Here is a 15,796-nt window from a genome sequence, read left to right as displayed (position 1 = left end):
TGATCCCCGGACGCCGTGCAGGTCAGTGGGCGCGCAGCTGCTCCACCACGTAGTCGATGCAGCCGGTCAGAGCCTCCACGTCCGCCGGCTCGACCGCCGGGAACATCGCCACCCGCAGCTGGTTGCGGCCGAGCTTGCGGTAGGGCTCGACGTCCACGACGCCGTTGGCCCGGAGCACCTTCGCCACCGCCGAGGCGTCCACCGCCGCGTCGAAGTCGATGGTGCCGACGACCAGCGAGCGGGCGTTCGGGTCGGTCACGAACGGCGTGGCGTACTCCGACTTCTCCGCCCAGGTGTAGAGCCGGCTGGAGGAGTCGGTCGTACGCTCGACCGCACCGGTGAGCCCGCCGAGGCCGAGCAGCCAGTCCAGCTGCTCGGCGAGGAGCACGAGGGTGGCGATCGCCGGGGTGTTGTAGGTCTGGTCCTTGCGCGAGTTGTCGATCGCGGTCGGCAGGTCGAGGAACGTCGGCACGTAGCGGCCGGACGCCGCGATCTCGTCCACCCGGGCCAGCGCCCGCGGCGACATGATCGCGAGCCACAGCCCGCCGTCGGAGGCGAAGCTCTTCTGCGGCGCGAAGTAGTAGACGTCGGCCTCGGCGATGTCGACCGGCAGGCCGCCCGCGCCGGAGGTGGCGTCGACGAGGACCAGCGAGTCGGCGTCGGCGCCGGGCACGCGGCGCACCGGTGCCATCACGCCGGTCGAGGTCTCGTTGTGCGGCCAGGCGTACGCGTCGATACCGGCCTCGGCGGTCGGCGAGACGAGTGATCCGGGCTCGGCCCTGACGACGGTGGGCTTGCCGAGGAACGGCGCCCCGTCGGTCACCGACGCGAATTTCGCGGAGAACTCGCCGAACGACAGGTGCTGCGCCCGGTCGCGGACGAGGTTGTGTGCCGCGATGTCCCAGAACGCCGTGCTGCCGCCGTTGCCCAGAACGACCTCGTAGCCGTCGGGGAGCCCGAACAGCTCGGCGATGCCCTCCCGGACCCGCCGGACGAGCTTGCGGACCGGCGCCTGCCGGTGGGAGGTGCCCATCAGCGAGGCGGCCGGGCCGGCGAGGGTGGCCAGCGCCTCCGGGCGGACCTTCGACGGGCCGGAACCGAACCGGCCGTCGCCGGGCAGCCGGTCGGGCGGGATGGTGATGCGTGCGGGATCGAGGGCGTCAGCCACGGGTGCCACCTCTGCGGACGGGCGGGGAGCGGGACGAACGGGTCACCCAGACGTCTGTGTCCGGCTCCGCCATTGTGTCAGCCGGGTGGGCCGGGCCGGCGGCGCCCGGCTGTGCGCGCGGTCTGGCTCAGTCCTGGGCGCGGTGGGGCGATCATCGCCACCAGCCGGTCGCCCCGGTGCAGCTCGGCCGCCCCGATCGTCCGCGGCCAGGGTTCGCGAGTGTGCTCGCTCGTGGTGTCCACGGTGGCACTTCACGCGTGCTCGACGTCAAGGTCGGCGGCGCGAAGCCAAGGAGTGTTCCGGGAGATGCCCTAGTGTCGGGGTGCATGGACGTACACGAGGAGGCAGGCGGGACGGGAAACGGTCCGCGGTCCGCCGGTGAAGAGCCGCCGATCCGTCCCGTGCCGCCCCTGGGCACAGAGCCGCCGTTCGGGAGCGACCCCGCGTCGTTCGGTGGCGAGGCGCACCGCGGTGCCCAGGCGCCGCAGCTTCCGTCGCCGGCCCAACTGGCCGCGCTGCGCCGGCGTTACGGCCGCGGCGAGCTCGTGGAGAGCGAGCTTCCCGGCCATCCCCTGGTGCTGTTCCACACCTGGCTGGCCGACGCGCTGGCCGAGGAGGTGCCCGAGCCGAACGCGATGGTGGTCGCGACCGTCGGCGCGGACGGCGTTCCCTCGGCGCGGACCGTGCTGCTCAAGGGCCTCGACGATCGCGGCTTCGTCTTCTACACCAACTACGGCTCCGCCAAGGCCGCGGACCTGGACGCCCACCCGAACGCCGCGCTGGTCTTCCCCTGGCACGCGATGGAGCGCCAGGTCCGGGTGACCGGCCCCGCCGCGCGGGTGAGCCGGGAGGAGTCGGCCGCGTACTTCGCGAGCCGGCCGCGGGAGAGCAGGCTCGGCGCGTGGGCGAGTCCCCAGTCGGAGGTGGTCGCCGACCGGGAGAGCCTGGACCGGTTGTATGCCGAGACGGTCGAGCGGTTCGCCGGCACCGAGGACGTGCCGCTTCCGGACTTCTGGGGCGGATATCGCGTACGCCCCGAAGTGGTGGAGTTCTGGCAGGGCCGGCAGGGCCGGATGCACGACCGCGTGCGGTATCGGCGTACGGAGAAGAACTGGATCGTGGAGCGGCTGGCGCCCTGAGCGCCCGCCCCGGTTTCCGCGCCCGAACCGGTTTCGGGCATGGGACGACCCGCGGGCTTTTTGTGCTGGAGGGACTAATTCCAGCGCCCGCGGGTCGGGTGGCTGCCCCTTGGTTTCGCCGACCGCCATCCGGTGCACACACACGCGTTGGCGCGGGCACCCTCAGGACGAGCCGGTGATCGGCAGTCAGTCCTTACTAAGGGGACAGCGGCTAGCGGACAGCCACCTCACGAGTCCCAAAGCTATGCATGCGTTGGACCACCTCCTTCCTCGTGTACGCCCGACCGTACGCGGTGCCGGGCGAACAGACAACAACGTTTTCCCCGACACGTCACCAGATGAGACGACCGGAGCGTTCGGTGCCGGTGCCGAGGGAGAACTCCCCGGACAGGTTGGGGTCCACGGTGTGCCAGAACCCCAGCGGCCCGGCGCCCAGCGCGGTGGCGTAGGTGAGGCCGGACGAGTCCACGTCGTACACGCGGTAGGTGCTGGCTCCCTGGCCGAGCGAGCCCGCCGTCACCTGGGTGCAGTGCGGCGCGAGTGGCCGTACGGACGTGACGTGCACGTGGCCGCAGGCGTACAGCCGGACGTTCGGCTGCCGGCGGATCAGGTCCAGCAGCGCCGCGCCGGTGCGCGGTACGAACGCCTCCGAGCCGAACTCCTCGTGTGGCTTGGGGTCCCGGGTCGGTACGAGCGGGTAGTGGCCGACCAGGATCACCGGCCGGGTGTCGGCGGCGAGTGTCTCGGCCAGCCGGGGGAGTACGCCGTCGGGGTCGTCCTCGCGCACGCCGAAGCCGACGACGCGCAGCTGGCCGAGGTCGCGTACCTCCACCGGATCGGTGCCGAAGGTGCGGCCGTACCCCGTCCGGCCGTACGGCACGTCCTCGTACGCCTCCTGGACGGGGCTGCGCGCGCCACGGTCGGGGCTCGGTCCGAGGTCGTGGTTGCCGGGCACGGCGAGGTACGGGACGTCCAGGCCGTCCAGCCATTCCCGGGCCAGGGCGAGGTGCTCGGGCCGGGAGCTTCCGTAGGTGGTCAGGTCGCCGGAGACGATCATCAGGTCGGCGCCGACACGCCGCAGCGGGTCCCGGTCACGGTCGAGGGAGGCCATCAGCCCGGGCAGGCGTTCCTCCGGCGCGGGCTCGACGTGCAGGTCGGAGATGTGCAGGATGCGCATGGCCCGACTTTCCCAGACGGCACGCGCCGCCCCTGCCGGGAGTCTCGGACCCCGGCTGGCCAGTCCCAGACGCGCTTGTCCAAGACGCGCTTGTCCAAGACGCGCGGCCTCAGACGCGCATCACCTGGACGCCGGCCTCCTCGAACTTCGCCACCGCGTCGTCGCCGACGCCGACGTCGGTGATCAGCATGTCGATCTCCTCCGGCCGGCGGATCCTGGCGAACGCCTGGCCGCCGATCTTGGAGCTGTCGGCGACCACCACCACGCGCCGGGCGCGGGAGGCCATCAGCTTGTTGATGTCCGCCTCGCCCTCGTGGTGGGCGCTCGCGCCGTGCAGCGGGTCGACCGCGTCCGCGCCGAGGATGGCGAGGTCGAGGCTCACGCCCTCCAGGATGTGGGTGGCCAGCGGACCGGCGAGTTCGTACGACTGCGGCCGGGCGACACCGCCGGTGACGACGATCTTGACGTGCGGGCGGACGGTGAGCTCGTTGGCGATGTTGACGGCATTGGTGACGATGGTGATCGCCCGGCGTCCCTCGTTGGGTGAGCGCAGGTCGGTGCGGGTGGCGATGGCGCGGGCCACCTCGGTGGCGGTGGTGCCGCCGTTGATGCCGATCACCATGCCGACCGCCACGAGGTCGGCGGCCGCCTGGCCGATCCGCTGCTTCTCCGTCGCCTGGCGGGCGGTCTTGTAGCGCAGGGGCAGGTCGTAGGCGACGCTGTGCGCGACCGCTCCGCCGCGGGTACGGGTGAGGAACTGCTGCTGGGCGAGGTGGTCGAGGTCTCGCCGGATGGTCGCGGTGGAGACGGCGAGTTCCTCGGCCAGGGTCTCGACGTCGATCCGGCCGCGTTCGGCGACGAGCTCGAGGATCGCGTTGAGCCGCTCGTAGCGGTTCATGGGCATCGCCTCTGTTCGGTACCGCGGCTCCGCGGGCGCTCATGGGGCTGTTCGAAGCTGCGCGGGTAGTAGGAGAACCGATCATAGAGTGCCCGGAGCCTGCAAAGCTGGTGCTTGAACACACATCCGGGAACAATCACCCCGAGTAGGACGCGGGGAAGTCCGGTGTTGCCGATCTTGCACAACAGTGCTCATTTATGCCGGAAAGCATGCACAAATGGGCGTCCCTGCCCTATGCTGCGGGGCAGCCGACTTCGCGGAAGGGACCAGGCATGGAATTCGTGACCGAGGAGATCGCCAGCCAACCCGGGTGCTGGCGGCGTGCCGTCGCGCTCGCCGAGTCCGCCGCGGCGGTGCTGCCCCGTCCGGGCGAGCGAGTCGCGGTGCTCGGCTGTGGCACGTCGTGGTTCATGGCCCAGGCGTACGCCAGTCTGCGGGAAGGCTCCGGCCAGGGCGAGACCGACGCGTTCACCGCCAGCGAGCTGCCCACCGACCGGCGCTACGACCGGGTGGTCACGATCACGCGGTCCGGGACCACCACCGAGGTGCTCGCCGCGCTGACCCGGCTGCACGGCCGGGTGCCCACGGTCTCCCTGACCGCGGACCCGAACACGCCGGTGATGGAGCGCTCGGACGAGACGGTCGTCCTCGACTTCGCAGACGAGCGGTCGGTCGTCCAGACGCGGTTCGCCACCTCCGTCCTCGCCCTGCTGCGCACCCACCTCGGTGCCGACCTCACCAGCGCGATCGCCGACGCCGAGACCACGGTCACCGAGCCGCTTCCGGCCGGTGCCACCGAGCGCCGGCAGTTCACCTACCTCGGCACCGGCTGGACGATCGGCCTGGCCAACGAGGCCGCGCTGAAGATGCGCGAGGCATCGCTGTCGTGGACCGAGGCCTACCCCGCGATGGAGTACCGCCACGGTCCGATGAGCATCACCGACGGATCGTCGGTGATCTGGTTCCTCGGTACGCCGCCCGCCGGTCTGCTGGACGAGGTGGGCAAGCTCGGTGCGCTGGTGGTCAACGAGCCCGCGCGTGACCCGATGGCGGAGCTGATCCGCATCCAGCGGCTCGCCGTGGAGATCGGCGCGGGCAAGGGGCTCGACCCCGACCGCCCGCGCAACCTCACCAGGTCGGTCGTCCTGGACTCCGGCGACTCGGGTCAGGCGTGACCGACACCGCTCCGCCCACCGGCCTGGCGCCGCGCGGCTGCGTCGCTGCACTCGATGTCGGCGGCACCTCCATGAAGGGTGCCCTGGTCGACGCCGAGCGCCGGGTGCGCGCGCGGATGAGCTTCCCGACCCCCGTCGCTGACGGCCCGGACGCCGTGGTCGACCAGATCGGGTCCGCGCTGGAGACGCTGGCCGCGCGGGCACCCGAGATCGGCCTGGACGCGCCGGTGGCCGCCGGCCTCGTCGTACCCGGCATCGTGGACGAGCCGCGCGGCGTGGCCGTCGCGGCGGCCAACATCGGCTGGGAGAACGCACCGTTGGTCGCGGTCCTGCAGGACCGGCTCGGCATCCCGGTCGCGCTCGGCCACGACGTGCGCGGCGGCGGGCTGGCCGAGCGGGTTCTCGGGGCCGGAGCCGGCGCGCGGGACACGTTGTTCATCGCTCTGGGCACGGGGATCGCCGCCAGTTGCATCGTGGACGGCCGCCCGCTGGTGGCCGGCGGCTACGCCGGTGAGGTGGGGCACGTGGTCGTCGAGCCCGACGGCGAGCTGTGCGGCTGCGGCGGGCGCGGGTGCCTGGAACGCGTCGCGTCGGCAGCCGCCGTGGCTCGCCGCTACACCGCACGCACCGGCACGCTGGTGTCCGGAGCGGCCGACGTCGCTCTTCGGGTCCGCGAAGGTGACCCGGACGCCCAGGCGGTCTGGGACGAGGCGGTCGCCGCGCTGGTGACGGTCCTGCACACGGCCGTCACCCTGCTCGGACCGGAGGTCGTCATCGTCGGCGGTGGCCTGGCCGAGGCCGAGGACCTCCTGCTCGACCCGCTGCGGCGGGGGCTGGAGGATCGGCTGACGTTCCAGCGGCGGCCGAGGCTGGTAAGGGCAGCGCTGGGTGATCAGGCAGGATGTCTGGGCGCGGCCCTGCTGGCCGAAGGCACGAAGCACTGACGCGACGGAGGAGCCCGTGACGCTGCTGGCGAACGCCAAGGTCGTGACCCCGGACGAGATCCTCGAACCCGGCTGGGTGGAGGTGGACGGCGAGCGGATCGTCGGCGTCGGTGCCGGAACGCCGGACCGGCCCGCCGACCTCGACCTGTCCGGTCGGGTCGTCGTACCCGGGTTCGTCGACACCCACGTGCACGGTGGCGGCGGCGGGTCGTACCTCCGGGCCGACCCGGAGGAGACCGCCCGGGTGGCGGCGTTCCACCGGTCGCACGGCACGACCACGACCTTCGCGAGCCTGGTCTCCACCACCGCGGAGAAGCTGGAACGCCAGGTCGCGGCGACGTCGGACCTCGTGCTCGACGGCGTGGTCGCCGGGATACACCTGGAAGGCCCGTGGATCAGCGAGGTCCGCCGGGGCGCTCACGACCCCGCGTACCTCCGGCCCGCGGAGCCCGCCGAACTGGACCGCTTGCTCCGCCTGGGCAAGGGCACGGTGTCGATGGTGACGCTGGCGCCGGAGCTGCCGGGCGGGCTGGACGCCGTACGCCAGGTGACCGACGCGGGCGTGGTCGTCGCGGTCGGGCACAGCGACGCCGACTACGCCACCGTGATCGCCGCCGTGGACGCCGGTGCGCGGGTGGCCACCCACCTGTTCAACGGCATGCCGCCGCTGCACCATCGGGCGCCGGGACCGGTGGGCGCCCTGCTGGAGGACCCGCGGGTGACGGTGGAGCTCATCGCCGACGGCATGCACGTGCACCCCGGGGTGATCGCGGTGGCGGCCCGCTCGGCCGGGCCCGGCCGCACCTCGCTGGTCACCGACGCGATGACCGCCGCCGGGATGCCCGACGGGGTCTACGACCTCGGCGGCCAGAGCGTACGAGTCGACCACGGGCTGGTGAAGCTGGTCCACGGCGACTCGATCGCGGGCAGCACGCTGACCATGGACGCGGCGTTCCGGCTGGTGGTCCGCGAGGCCGGCTTCGACCTGCGCGACGCGGCGCGGATGGCCGCGACCACACCGGCCGCGACGTTCGGGCTCGCCGACGTGGGTGCGCTGGCACCGGGACTGTTCGCCGACCTGGTGGTCCTGGACGAGGATCTGCGGACGGTCGCGGTGATGCGGCGGGGCGGCTGGGTGGCGCACGAACCAGCCTCCGACGAGCTGTTTTCCCACTGACGAAGGAGAAGCTGCGATGCCGCTGGTGTCGACCGGACAGATCGTAGGGGACGCGGCGCGGGCCGGCCGCGGCGTCGGCGCGTTCAACGTGATCCAGCTCGAGCACGCGCAAGCGCTGGTTGACGGTGCCGAACGCGCGGGCGCACCGGTGATCCTGCAGATCAGCGAGAACGCCGTGAAGTACCACCGGGCACTGGAGCCGATCGGGCTGGCCACGCTGGCGGTGGCCCGGACGGCGTCGGTACCGGTGGCGGTCCATCTCGACCACGCCACCCGGCCCGAACTCGTGCGAGAGGCCGTCGCGCTCGGGTTCGGTTCGGTGATGTACGACGCTTCGGTCCTGCCGTACGACGAGAACGTCGAGGCCACCCGGGAGGTCGTCGGGCACTGCCACGCGGCCGGGGTGTTCGTGGAGGCCGAGCTCGGTGAGGTCGGCGGCAAGGACGGCGTGCACGCTCCGGGCGCACGGACCGACCCGGCCGAGGCCGCCACGTTCGTGGAGTCCACCGGCATCGATGCGCTCGCCATCGCGGTCGGAACCTCGCACGCGATGCTGGAGAAGACCGCATCGCTCGACTTCGACCTGATCGCCGCCAACCGCAAGACGGTGCCGGTCCCGTTGGTCTTGCATGGTTCCTCGGGGGTGCCCGACGCCGACCTCACCCGGGCCGTGGAGGCGGGCATGACGAAGGTCAACATCGCCACCTCGCTGAACCAGGCGTTCACGGGTGCGGTGCGCGAGTATCTCGCCGCCAACCCGAAGGTCGTGGACACCCGCAAGTACCTCGCGCCGGGACGCGACGCGGTGGCCGCCGAGGTCGCCCGCCTGCTGGGTGTCCTCCGCGCAGCCTGAACGGGTCTCTCGGCCAGTCTGTGGGCGGCCCGGCTTTGGTGCCCGGTGTCGGGTGCAGGTGTCGGGCATCAGGTTCCGGTGCGCCACTGGAGCCACCACCACGGCCACTGCGCGCGAGTACCTGCGCGTGTCTCGCGACCGGTCCGGGCACGCCAGTGCTAGGTGCCACATTCTGCAACAGCGGGACGGGAATTGGCATAAGCGCGTGGGGGCGGGTGGTACCCGGTGAGCCGGCACAGGAAAGGCCGCCCCACCGGCAACGGGGCGGCCCACCAACACACACAACCTGCCACACCCAGTATGCCGCGCCGGGTCGTCGTCGAGCGGGCCGCCGCCGCGCTCAAGCGCGCTCGGTCAGCTCCCAGATGACGGCTCCCTTGCATCTGCGGTGCGGAGGAAACCGTTCACCCTTGCTCAGCGGGATCTTCATGGCCTCCGGTGTCGGTTCGCACTCCGCGTCCACCGACTCGATGAAGCGATAGACGCCCGAGACGGGTGCCACCTGGCCTGTCCTGAACAGGGCGCCGACGTCGGTCACCGCGAACTCACCTCAATCGTCACCTCGACACGAGTACCGGTCACGGTCTTCCTGCCCGGCGCGTCGCCCGTCAAACGGCCAGGGTGATGCCGCATGATCCGCCACGACTGCCACCACCGGCCGGTGCTGTGGCACGGCCTGGTGTTGCTGCTCGACGTCTTCGTCCCGATGCGCCGCGAACGGGCACGACCTGCCGGCCGCGCCGGCATTCGTCCGCGACGACGGCCAGTCCGCGTCGAGTACATCCACCCGGGTGGCGCTGCTGCTGCCATACGCGCGGTCGTCGCCCGCAGCGGCGAGGGCCGGGCGGGCGGGATGCATGATGCCGCGCAAGCAGCAGTCGCGGGCGCCGCAACTCGCCGCGGCGGCCGGCGCCGGGGAATCTTCGGGCTTGGCCTGAACCCAACCTCCCTCCGGGAGCCGCCCCGGGCACACCCGCCGGCCGGTGTCGAGAGATCAGCACACCGGCCACCCGGCCACCAGTGCGCCTCCGGCTTCGCTGCGCTCACCCCGGCGGCCGGACGTCCGGCACGCTCGCCACGGAGTGCACCGACCGACGGGAGCGCCCTTTTACCACGAGGGCGACAGCTGTGCCACCTGATGTCAAGGACCCATTGACACTAGACGCGACAAAGACGTGACGCCCTTACCGGCAACGCGACCGGGCACGCAGTACCCCTGCGTCGTCGGGTTGCATGTTCGAACTCTACGGCTGCCACCGACAGCTCACCCGTTGTCCACAACGCGACCTCGAAGAGACACGCCGATCCGCCACCCATGGACAAGGACCTGGCGCTGACTGAGCGAAGGTTCCGTGCGAGGTCGCAACTCTGGCCATCGGCCATCGGCCATCGGCCATTGGTCCGGAGAGCCGGTTCGGCATTGGCTCGGGGGCGTACGCGGCATGGGCAGTACGGTCAACCGCATGGACTATCGCACCATCGGCAAGGACCCCAAGACCCGTCGCGACGTCAGTGTTCTGAGCCTCGGCGCCATGCTGTTCGGCACCCGCACGGACGAGGCGACGTCGTTCGAGATCCTCGACCGCTATGTCGAGGCCGGCGGTACGTTCGTCGACACCTCCAACAACTACGTCTTCTGGGAGAACGGCGACCAGGGAGGGCAGAGCGAAGCGCTGCTCGGCCGCTGGCGTCGGTCCCGTGGCGTCGGACCCGAGATCGTCATCGCCACCAAGCTGGGAGCGCGACCACTCGCACCCGGCACCAGCTACATCGACAATCCCGAAGGTCTGTCCGCCAAGGTGATCCGCGAGTCGGCCGAACGCAGCCGGGAGCGCCTCGGTGTCGACAAGCTCGACCTGCTCTACGCCCACATCGAGGATCCCACCATCCCGGTGCAGGAGACGGTCGAGGGCTTCGCCGGTCTCGTCGCCGAAGGCACCGTCGGGCTGCTCGGAGTGAGCAACCACTGGACCTGGCGGGTGGAGCGCGCCCGGACCATCGCCGCGGCCAGGGGCTTGCCCGGCTACGAGGTTCTGCAGTACAGCCACACCTATCTGCGTCCGCGTTATGACCTTCGGGGCGATCTCTCGCCCGACGGCAACCAGGGCGCAGTCGGCGGCGATCTGCTCAGCTACCTGCGTGCGGAGCCATCGCTCACCCTGGTCGCCTACTCACCGCTCCTCGGCGGCCGGTACGTCCGGGACGACAAGCCGATGGGCTTGGAGTTCGACCACCCGGGTACACCGCGCCGAATGAAGGCGTTGGGCGAGGTTGCCAAGGAGACCGGTGCCACCGTCAATCAGGTCGTGCTGTCGTACTTGATCGGAGGACCCTTGCCGGTCATCCCACTGGTGGGCGCGTCGTCGGTGGCGCAGCTCGACGAAAGCCTCGGCGCGGTCGACCTGAAGCTCAGTGCTGATCAGCGGGCGCGCCTCGACGCGGCGTACTGACGCTTCACGACCTCCCCGCGGGAGCGGAGGCCGCCTCAGAGTACGAGGTCGGCGTAGCGCTGGATCATCGTGGTGAGCACCTGGTCGGGGTCGGCGGCCCACACATCGGCGTTGAAGATCTCCACCTCGATGTCGCAGGTGTAGCCGGCGGCGTCGACCGCCTCCCGGAACGGCCGGAAGTCGATCACGCCGTCGCCCATCATTCCCCTGGCCAGCAACGCGTCCGCGGGGATGGGCAGGTTGAAGTCGCACACCTGGAAGGACGCGATCCGCGCACCCGCGCGGGCGATCTGGGCGAAGACGGCCGGGTCCCACCACAGATGGAAGGTGTCCACGACGACGCCGACCCGCTCGATCGGGAACCGCTCGGCGAGGTCGAGTGCCTGCGCCAGGGTGGACAGCACCGCGCGGTCCGCGCAGTACATCGGGTGCAGGGGTTCGAGCGCGAGGCGGACGCCCCGCTCACCGGCGTACGGCGCGAGTTCGGCGACCGCCTCGGCCACCCGCTCCCGCGCCGCGGGGAGGTTCCTGGACCCGTCCGGCAGCCCGCCGACGACCAGGACCAGGCAGGGCGCGCCCAGCGCCGCGGCCTCGTCGACGGCGAGCCGGTTGTCGTCGAGTGCACGTCGACGGGCGGCCGGCTCCGCGGCGGTGAGGAAACCACCCCGGCACAGCGAGGAGACCCGAAGACCCGCGTCGCGCACGAGCTTGGCCGCGCGTTCCACCCCGATGTCCTGCACGGGTTCGCGCCACAGGCCGATGGCGGGGATTCCCTTGCGTACGCAACCGGCGACCGCCTGCGCGACATCCCAGCTGTTGGTCGTCTTCTGGTTGAGGGACAGCCGTGTCAGGTCCGGCTTGACAGTGCTGTCGGTAGTGCTGTCGGTGGTGCTCTCGGCATCCCTGCCGACGGGGCGGGTAGTCACGCGGCGACTCCGTGCAGGGCGAGGAAGGTTCGCATCCGGGCCGCGGCGAGGTCCGGGTCGGGCAGGAGCCCGGCCCGGTCGGCGAGCCGGAACGCCTCCACCAGGTGGGGAACGCTGCGTGCGCTCTGCAGCCCACCCACCATCGCGAAGGCATCCTGGTGTCCGGAAAGCCAAGCCAGGAAGCAGATTCCGGTCTTGTAGTAGTACGTCGGCGTGCCGAACAGGTGCCGCGACAACGGCACCGTCGGCCCGAACGCCTCGTCGTAGCCCGCGGTGTCGCCGGCGTCCAGTGCGGCCAGTGCGGTCGCGGCAGCGGGTGCGATGGCGGCGAAGATGCCGAGCAGCGCGTCCGAACCGGAGGCGATCAGATCGGGGTAGTTGAAGTCGTCCCCGGTGTAGAGACGTACGCCGGTGGGCAGATTCGACCGCACGGCGATCTCGTGGTCGGCATCCAGCAAGGACACCTTGACACCCTCGACCACGTCCGCGTGATCGTGCACCAGCGACAGGAACGTCCGCGTCGCTGCGGCCAGGTCGGCCGAACCCCAGTAGCCGGTCAGCGCGGGGTCGAACATCGGCCCCAGCCAGTGCAGGATCACCGGGCGGCGCACCTGGCCGAGCAGCCGGTCGTAGACCTTGCGGTAGTCGTCGGCGTCCCGGGCGGCGGCGGCCAGGTGCCGGCTGGCCATCAGGATGGGCTGCGCGCCCGCGTCCTCGACCACGGCGAGCTGTTCCTCGTACGCCGCGACCACGTCGTCCAGGCTCGGCGGCCCGGAGGCGTCCGAAGCCCCGAGGGCCGGCAGCTGGTCGGTGCCGGCGCCGCAGGCCACCCGTCCGCGGCAGGTCGCGGCCTCGGCTGCGCTGCGCCGGATCAGCTCCGCGGTGGTGTCCCAGGTCAGGCCCATGCCGCGCTGCGCGGTGTCCATCGCGTCGGCGACTCCCAGGCCGTGCGCCCACAGATGTCGCCGGAACGCCAACGTGGCATCCCAGTCCAGCCGGGCAGGAGCGCCGGGAGTGTTGTCGGCGAACGGATCGGCCACCACGTGAGCGGCCGCGAAGGCGACCCGGGAGGTGAACCCGTCGCTTCGTCGGAGCCACTGCCGCGGTGCCGCCAGCTCGTACGGACGGATGGATCCGTCGGCCTGGGGGAGGTTCAGCCGCACGCCGGTCATATGCCGACCTCCGGCACCTCGATCCGCCGGCCCTCGCGGGACGACTGGAGGCCCAGCTCGGCGAGCTGAACGCCACGGGCCGCGGCCAGGAAGTCGTGCGGGAACGCCGGGGCGTCCTCCTCCAGCACGTACCGCAGGAACTGCTCCCACTCCACCTTGAAACCGTTGTCGTAGACCGCGTTGTCGGGCACCTGCTGCCACTGCTGGCGGAACGGCTCGGTGGCCGGCAGGTCGGGATTCCACACCGGCATGGGCGTGGTCGAACGGTGCTGGATCCGGCAGTTGCGCAAGCCTGCGACCGCACTGCCCTCGGTCCCGTCGACCTGGAACTCCACCAGTTCGTCGCGGTAGACGCGCACCGCCCAGGAGGAGTTGAGCTGGGCGATCGTGCCGTCCTCCAGTTCGAAGATCGCGTACGCCGCGTCGTCGGCGGTGGCGTCGTAGGCCCGGCCCTGCTCGTCCCACCGCCGCGGGATGTGGGTCACCGACCGTGCGGTGACGGCGCGCACCCGGCCGGCGATCGACTCCAGGACGTAGTTCCAGTGGCAGAACATGTCCAGGGTGATCCCGCCGCCGTCCTCGGCGCGGTAGTTCCAGCTCGGTCGCTGCGCGCGCTGCCAGTCGCCCTCGAACACCCAGTAGCCGAACTCTCCGCGTACGGACAGGATCCGGCCGAAGAACCCGCCCTCGACCAGCCGCCGGAGCTTGCGCAGGCCGGGGAGGAAGACCTTGTCCATGACGACGCCGTTCTTCACCCCTGCCTCGCGGGCTGCCCGGACGAGTTCGAGGGCGCCGGCCACCGAATCCGACGTCGGCTTCTCGCAGTAGACGTGCCGGCCGGCGGCGATCGCGGCGAGCACCGACTTCTCCCGGGCGCGGGTGGTCTGGGCGTCGAAGTAGATCAGGGTGGAGTGGTCGGACAGGGCGGTGTCGAGGTCGGTGGTCCACCGGGTCAGGCCGTGGCGGTCGGCGATGTCGCGCAGCTTCTGCTCCGAGCGGCCGACCAGGAGAGGATCGGGAACGACGCGGGTGCCGTCGGCGAGCTCGATGCCGCCCTGGTCCCGAATGGCGAGGATCGACCGCACCAGGTGCTGGTTGTACCCCATCCGGCCGGTCACGCCGTTCATGACGATCCCGACTTCACGCACGGCCATCGGTTCCTCCCGCTGAGAACCTGTCAGGGAAACATGTGGAAAACGCTTTCCCGTCTTTTCAGGGAGCCTAGCCGAGCCGGTCGACCGGGAGCAAGCCCGGCGACCGACCCGGCCGGACCGGGGGCGCCGTTGCGCACCGTCACCGCGTCGGCGCGCACACGTCCACGACAGGCCGGGGCTGGTGAAGGTAATTTCTGCACAGGCCGGCTCCCCGGAGCGTCCCCTCGCCCGTGCGGGCAGCCGATCCGGCATGCTGGAGCGCGTACGCCGGGCCAGGCCGGCGTGCACCGACGTACACCGACGTACACCGACGTACGCCGGGACGAGCTGCGGGCGGAGACACGGAACACATGAGCCTTCCCACGGTGGTCACTCTCGGCGACGTCGCCCGGCGGGCCGGGGTGTCGCTGGCGACCGCGTCGCGGGTGCTCAACGGCAGCACCCGCCGGGTCAACGAGGACCTTCGGGTGGTCGTGCTGAAGGCGGCGGAGGAGCTGGGTTACACGCCCAACCTGCACGCCCAGGCGGTGGCGCGCGGGACGAGCTCGACCGTCGGCCTGGTCATGCACGACATCGCCGACCCGTACTTCTCCGCGATCGCGTCCGGGGTGATGCGCGTCGCCGACGAGCGCGGCCTGATCGTGACGCTGGGGACCACCTCGCGCAACCCCAACCGGGAGTTGCAGTACGTCGCGATGATGCGGGCCCAGCGCGCCCGGGCAGTGATCCTCGCCGGCACCCGCACCGCCGACAAGGAGCAGACCGAGCGGCTGGCCGCGGAAGTGACCGCGTTCCGGCGCTCGGGCGGCCGGGTGGCCTGCGTGAGCCAGCACAAGCTGCCCGCCGACACGGTGCTTCCGGAGAACCGCGCGGGCGCACGGGAGCTCGCGGTGAAGCTGGCCGAGCTCGGGCACCGGCGGTTCGGCGTACTCGCCGGTCCGCGCCCGCTGCTGACCGCGCGCGACCGGCTGGCCGGGTTCAAGGCGGGTCTGGCGGAGAAGGGTGTGCAGCTCGCGCCGGACTCGATCGTCGAGGGACCCTTCACCCGCGACGGCGGTTACCAGGCCGCACGCGAGCTGATAGCCAGAGGGCTCGGTGTCACCTGCGTGTTCGCCGTCAACGACGTGATGGCGGTCGGTGCGATGGCCGCCTGCCGCGACGAGGGCGTCGACATCCCGCGTGACCTTTCCATCGCCGGTTTCGACGACATCCAGACGTTGCGCGACCTGGTCCCGCCGCTGACCACGGTTCGGCTCCCGCTGGAGGAGATGGGCGTACGTGCGGCGGAGCTCGCGCTGGAGCTCGACGCTCCGGAGAAGGACCGGCTGGTACGCGTACGCGGTGAGGTCGTGCTCCGGGAGAGCACCCGCAAGGTCCGCGGCTGACCCCATCCGGTCCCACCTCGCTTCAGGACAGGCCCTGGGTGCCCTGCTGTGTGTGCTGGATGATCCCGCGTGCGGCGTGGACGAGGGCGTCGTTGCCCGGGCGAGGGCGACGTCGGGGAGGTGCAGCACCGGCGCGGCTTCGCGCACCGTTGGGACAGACCTGCAGCGCGGTGACATG

15 protein-coding genes are annotated in these 15,796 nt (G+C 71.5%); 7 read left to right on the top strand and 8 right to left on the bottom strand.

Annotated features, from left to right (window positions below):
- Positions 1 to 22: 22 nt before the first annotated feature.
- Together serC and ABZV93_RS11230 are read right to left on the bottom strand one after the other, a co-directional pair.
- Positions 23 to 1,168 (bottom strand): phosphoserine transaminase, encoded by a 1,146-nt coding sequence (gene serC, locus ABZV93_RS11235; protein WP_354933508.1) that lies wholly within the window; start codon positions 1,166 to 1,168, stop codon positions 23 to 25.
- Between the two features lie 77 nt (positions 1,169 to 1,245).
- A complete protein-coding gene (locus ABZV93_RS11230; protein ID WP_354933506.1) occupies positions 1,246 to 1,410 on the bottom strand; it encodes a hypothetical protein in 165 nt (54 codons plus the stop codon).
- 84 nt (positions 1,411 to 1,494) lie between these two features.
- Here ABZV93_RS11230 and pdxH point away from each other — a divergent pair, with 84 nt between their 5' ends.
- Positions 1,495 to 2,307: a pyridoxamine 5'-phosphate oxidase gene (pdxH, locus tag ABZV93_RS11225; protein WP_354933504.1), complete on the top strand. Its 813-nt coding sequence runs from the start codon at positions 1,495 to 1,497 to the stop codon at positions 2,305 to 2,307.
- 331 nt (positions 2,308 to 2,638) lie between these two features.
- On the opposite strand, the gene ABZV93_RS11220 is transcribed toward pdxH, so the two are convergent.
- Together ABZV93_RS11220 and ABZV93_RS11215 are read right to left on the bottom strand one after the other, a co-directional pair.
- Positions 2,639 to 3,484, bottom strand: coding sequence for a metallophosphoesterase (locus ABZV93_RS11220; RefSeq protein WP_354933502.1), 846 nt, complete (start codon positions 3,482 to 3,484; stop codon positions 2,639 to 2,641).
- A gap of 109 nt (positions 3,485 to 3,593) precedes the next feature.
- The gene (locus ABZV93_RS11215; RefSeq protein WP_354933500.1) at positions 3,594 to 4,382 is read right to left on the bottom strand and encodes a DeoR/GlpR family DNA-binding transcription regulator; all 789 of its coding nucleotides are present in this window, start codon (positions 4,380 to 4,382) and stop codon (positions 3,594 to 3,596) included.
- Between the two features lie 272 nt (positions 4,383 to 4,654).
- On the opposite strand from ABZV93_RS11215, the gene ABZV93_RS11210 reads away from it, so the two are divergent.
- From ABZV93_RS11210 to ABZV93_RS11195, 4 genes are read left to right on the top strand one after another with little or no spacing between them, the layout of a single operon-like run.
- Positions 4,655 to 5,557, top strand: coding sequence for a sugar isomerase (locus ABZV93_RS11210; protein WP_354933498.1), 903 nt, complete (start codon positions 4,655 to 4,657; stop codon positions 5,555 to 5,557).
- On the top strand, positions 5,554 to 6,501 hold the full coding sequence (locus ABZV93_RS11205) for an ROK family protein (RefSeq protein WP_354933496.1): 948 nt from the start codon (positions 5,554 to 5,556) through the stop codon (positions 6,499 to 6,501). The genes ABZV93_RS11210 and ABZV93_RS11205 overlap by 4 nt, the downstream gene beginning before the upstream one ends.
- Before the next feature lie 16 nt (positions 6,502 to 6,517).
- The gene (gene nagA, locus ABZV93_RS11200) at positions 6,518 to 7,678 is read left to right on the top strand and encodes an N-acetylglucosamine-6-phosphate deacetylase (protein WP_354933494.1); all 1,161 of its coding nucleotides are present in this window, start codon (positions 6,518 to 6,520) and stop codon (positions 7,676 to 7,678) included.
- A gap of 16 nt (positions 7,679 to 7,694) precedes the next feature.
- A complete protein-coding gene (locus ABZV93_RS11195) occupies positions 7,695 to 8,531 on the top strand; it encodes a class II fructose-bisphosphate aldolase (RefSeq protein ID WP_354933492.1) in 837 nt (278 codons plus the stop codon).
- A gap of 340 nt (positions 8,532 to 8,871) precedes the next feature.
- On the opposite strand, the gene ABZV93_RS11190 is transcribed toward ABZV93_RS11195, so the two are convergent.
- Complete coding sequence (locus ABZV93_RS11190; protein ID WP_354933490.1) at positions 8,872 to 9,069, bottom strand: YjzC family protein; 198 nt, start codon at positions 9,067 to 9,069, stop codon at positions 8,872 to 8,874.
- A 925-nt stretch (positions 9,070 to 9,994) separates the two neighbouring features.
- Here ABZV93_RS11190 and ABZV93_RS11185 point away from each other — a divergent pair.
- On the top strand, positions 9,995 to 10,981 hold the full coding sequence (locus ABZV93_RS11185) for an aldo/keto reductase (protein ID WP_354933488.1): 987 nt from the start codon (positions 9,995 to 9,997) through the stop codon (positions 10,979 to 10,981).
- A 35-nt stretch (positions 10,982 to 11,016) separates the two neighbouring features.
- Here ABZV93_RS11185 and ABZV93_RS11180 read toward each other — a convergent pair whose 3' ends face one another.
- From ABZV93_RS11180 to ABZV93_RS11170, 3 genes are read right to left on the bottom strand one after another with little or no spacing between them, the layout of a single operon-like run.
- Positions 11,017 to 11,907 (bottom strand): sugar phosphate isomerase/epimerase family protein, encoded by an 891-nt coding sequence (locus ABZV93_RS11180; protein ID WP_354933486.1) that lies wholly within the window; start codon positions 11,905 to 11,907, stop codon positions 11,017 to 11,019.
- The gene (locus ABZV93_RS11175) at positions 11,904 to 13,079 is read right to left on the bottom strand and encodes a dihydrodipicolinate synthase family protein (protein WP_354933484.1); all 1,176 of its coding nucleotides are present in this window, start codon (positions 13,077 to 13,079) and stop codon (positions 11,904 to 11,906) included. The genes ABZV93_RS11180 and ABZV93_RS11175 overlap by 4 nt, the downstream gene beginning before the upstream one ends.
- Positions 13,076 to 14,233: a Gfo/Idh/MocA family oxidoreductase gene (locus ABZV93_RS11170; protein WP_354933482.1), complete on the bottom strand. Its 1,158-nt coding sequence runs from the start codon at positions 14,231 to 14,233 to the stop codon at positions 13,076 to 13,078. The genes ABZV93_RS11175 and ABZV93_RS11170 overlap by 4 nt, the downstream gene beginning before the upstream one ends.
- Before the next feature lie 350 nt (positions 14,234 to 14,583).
- Between ABZV93_RS11170 and ABZV93_RS11165 the strand changes: the two genes are divergently transcribed.
- On the top strand, positions 14,584 to 15,618 hold the full coding sequence (locus tag ABZV93_RS11165; protein ID WP_354933480.1) for a LacI family DNA-binding transcriptional regulator: 1,035 nt from the start codon (positions 14,584 to 14,586) through the stop codon (positions 15,616 to 15,618).
- Positions 15,619 to 15,796: the final 178 nt, after the last annotated feature.

Origin of the sequence: Actinopolymorpha sp. NPDC004070 (genome assembly GCF_040610475.1) — a bacterium.
Taxonomy (GTDB): Bacteria; Actinomycetota; Actinomycetes; order Propionibacteriales; family Actinopolymorphaceae; genus Actinopolymorpha.
This window is presented reverse-complemented; position numbering and strand designations above follow the sequence as displayed.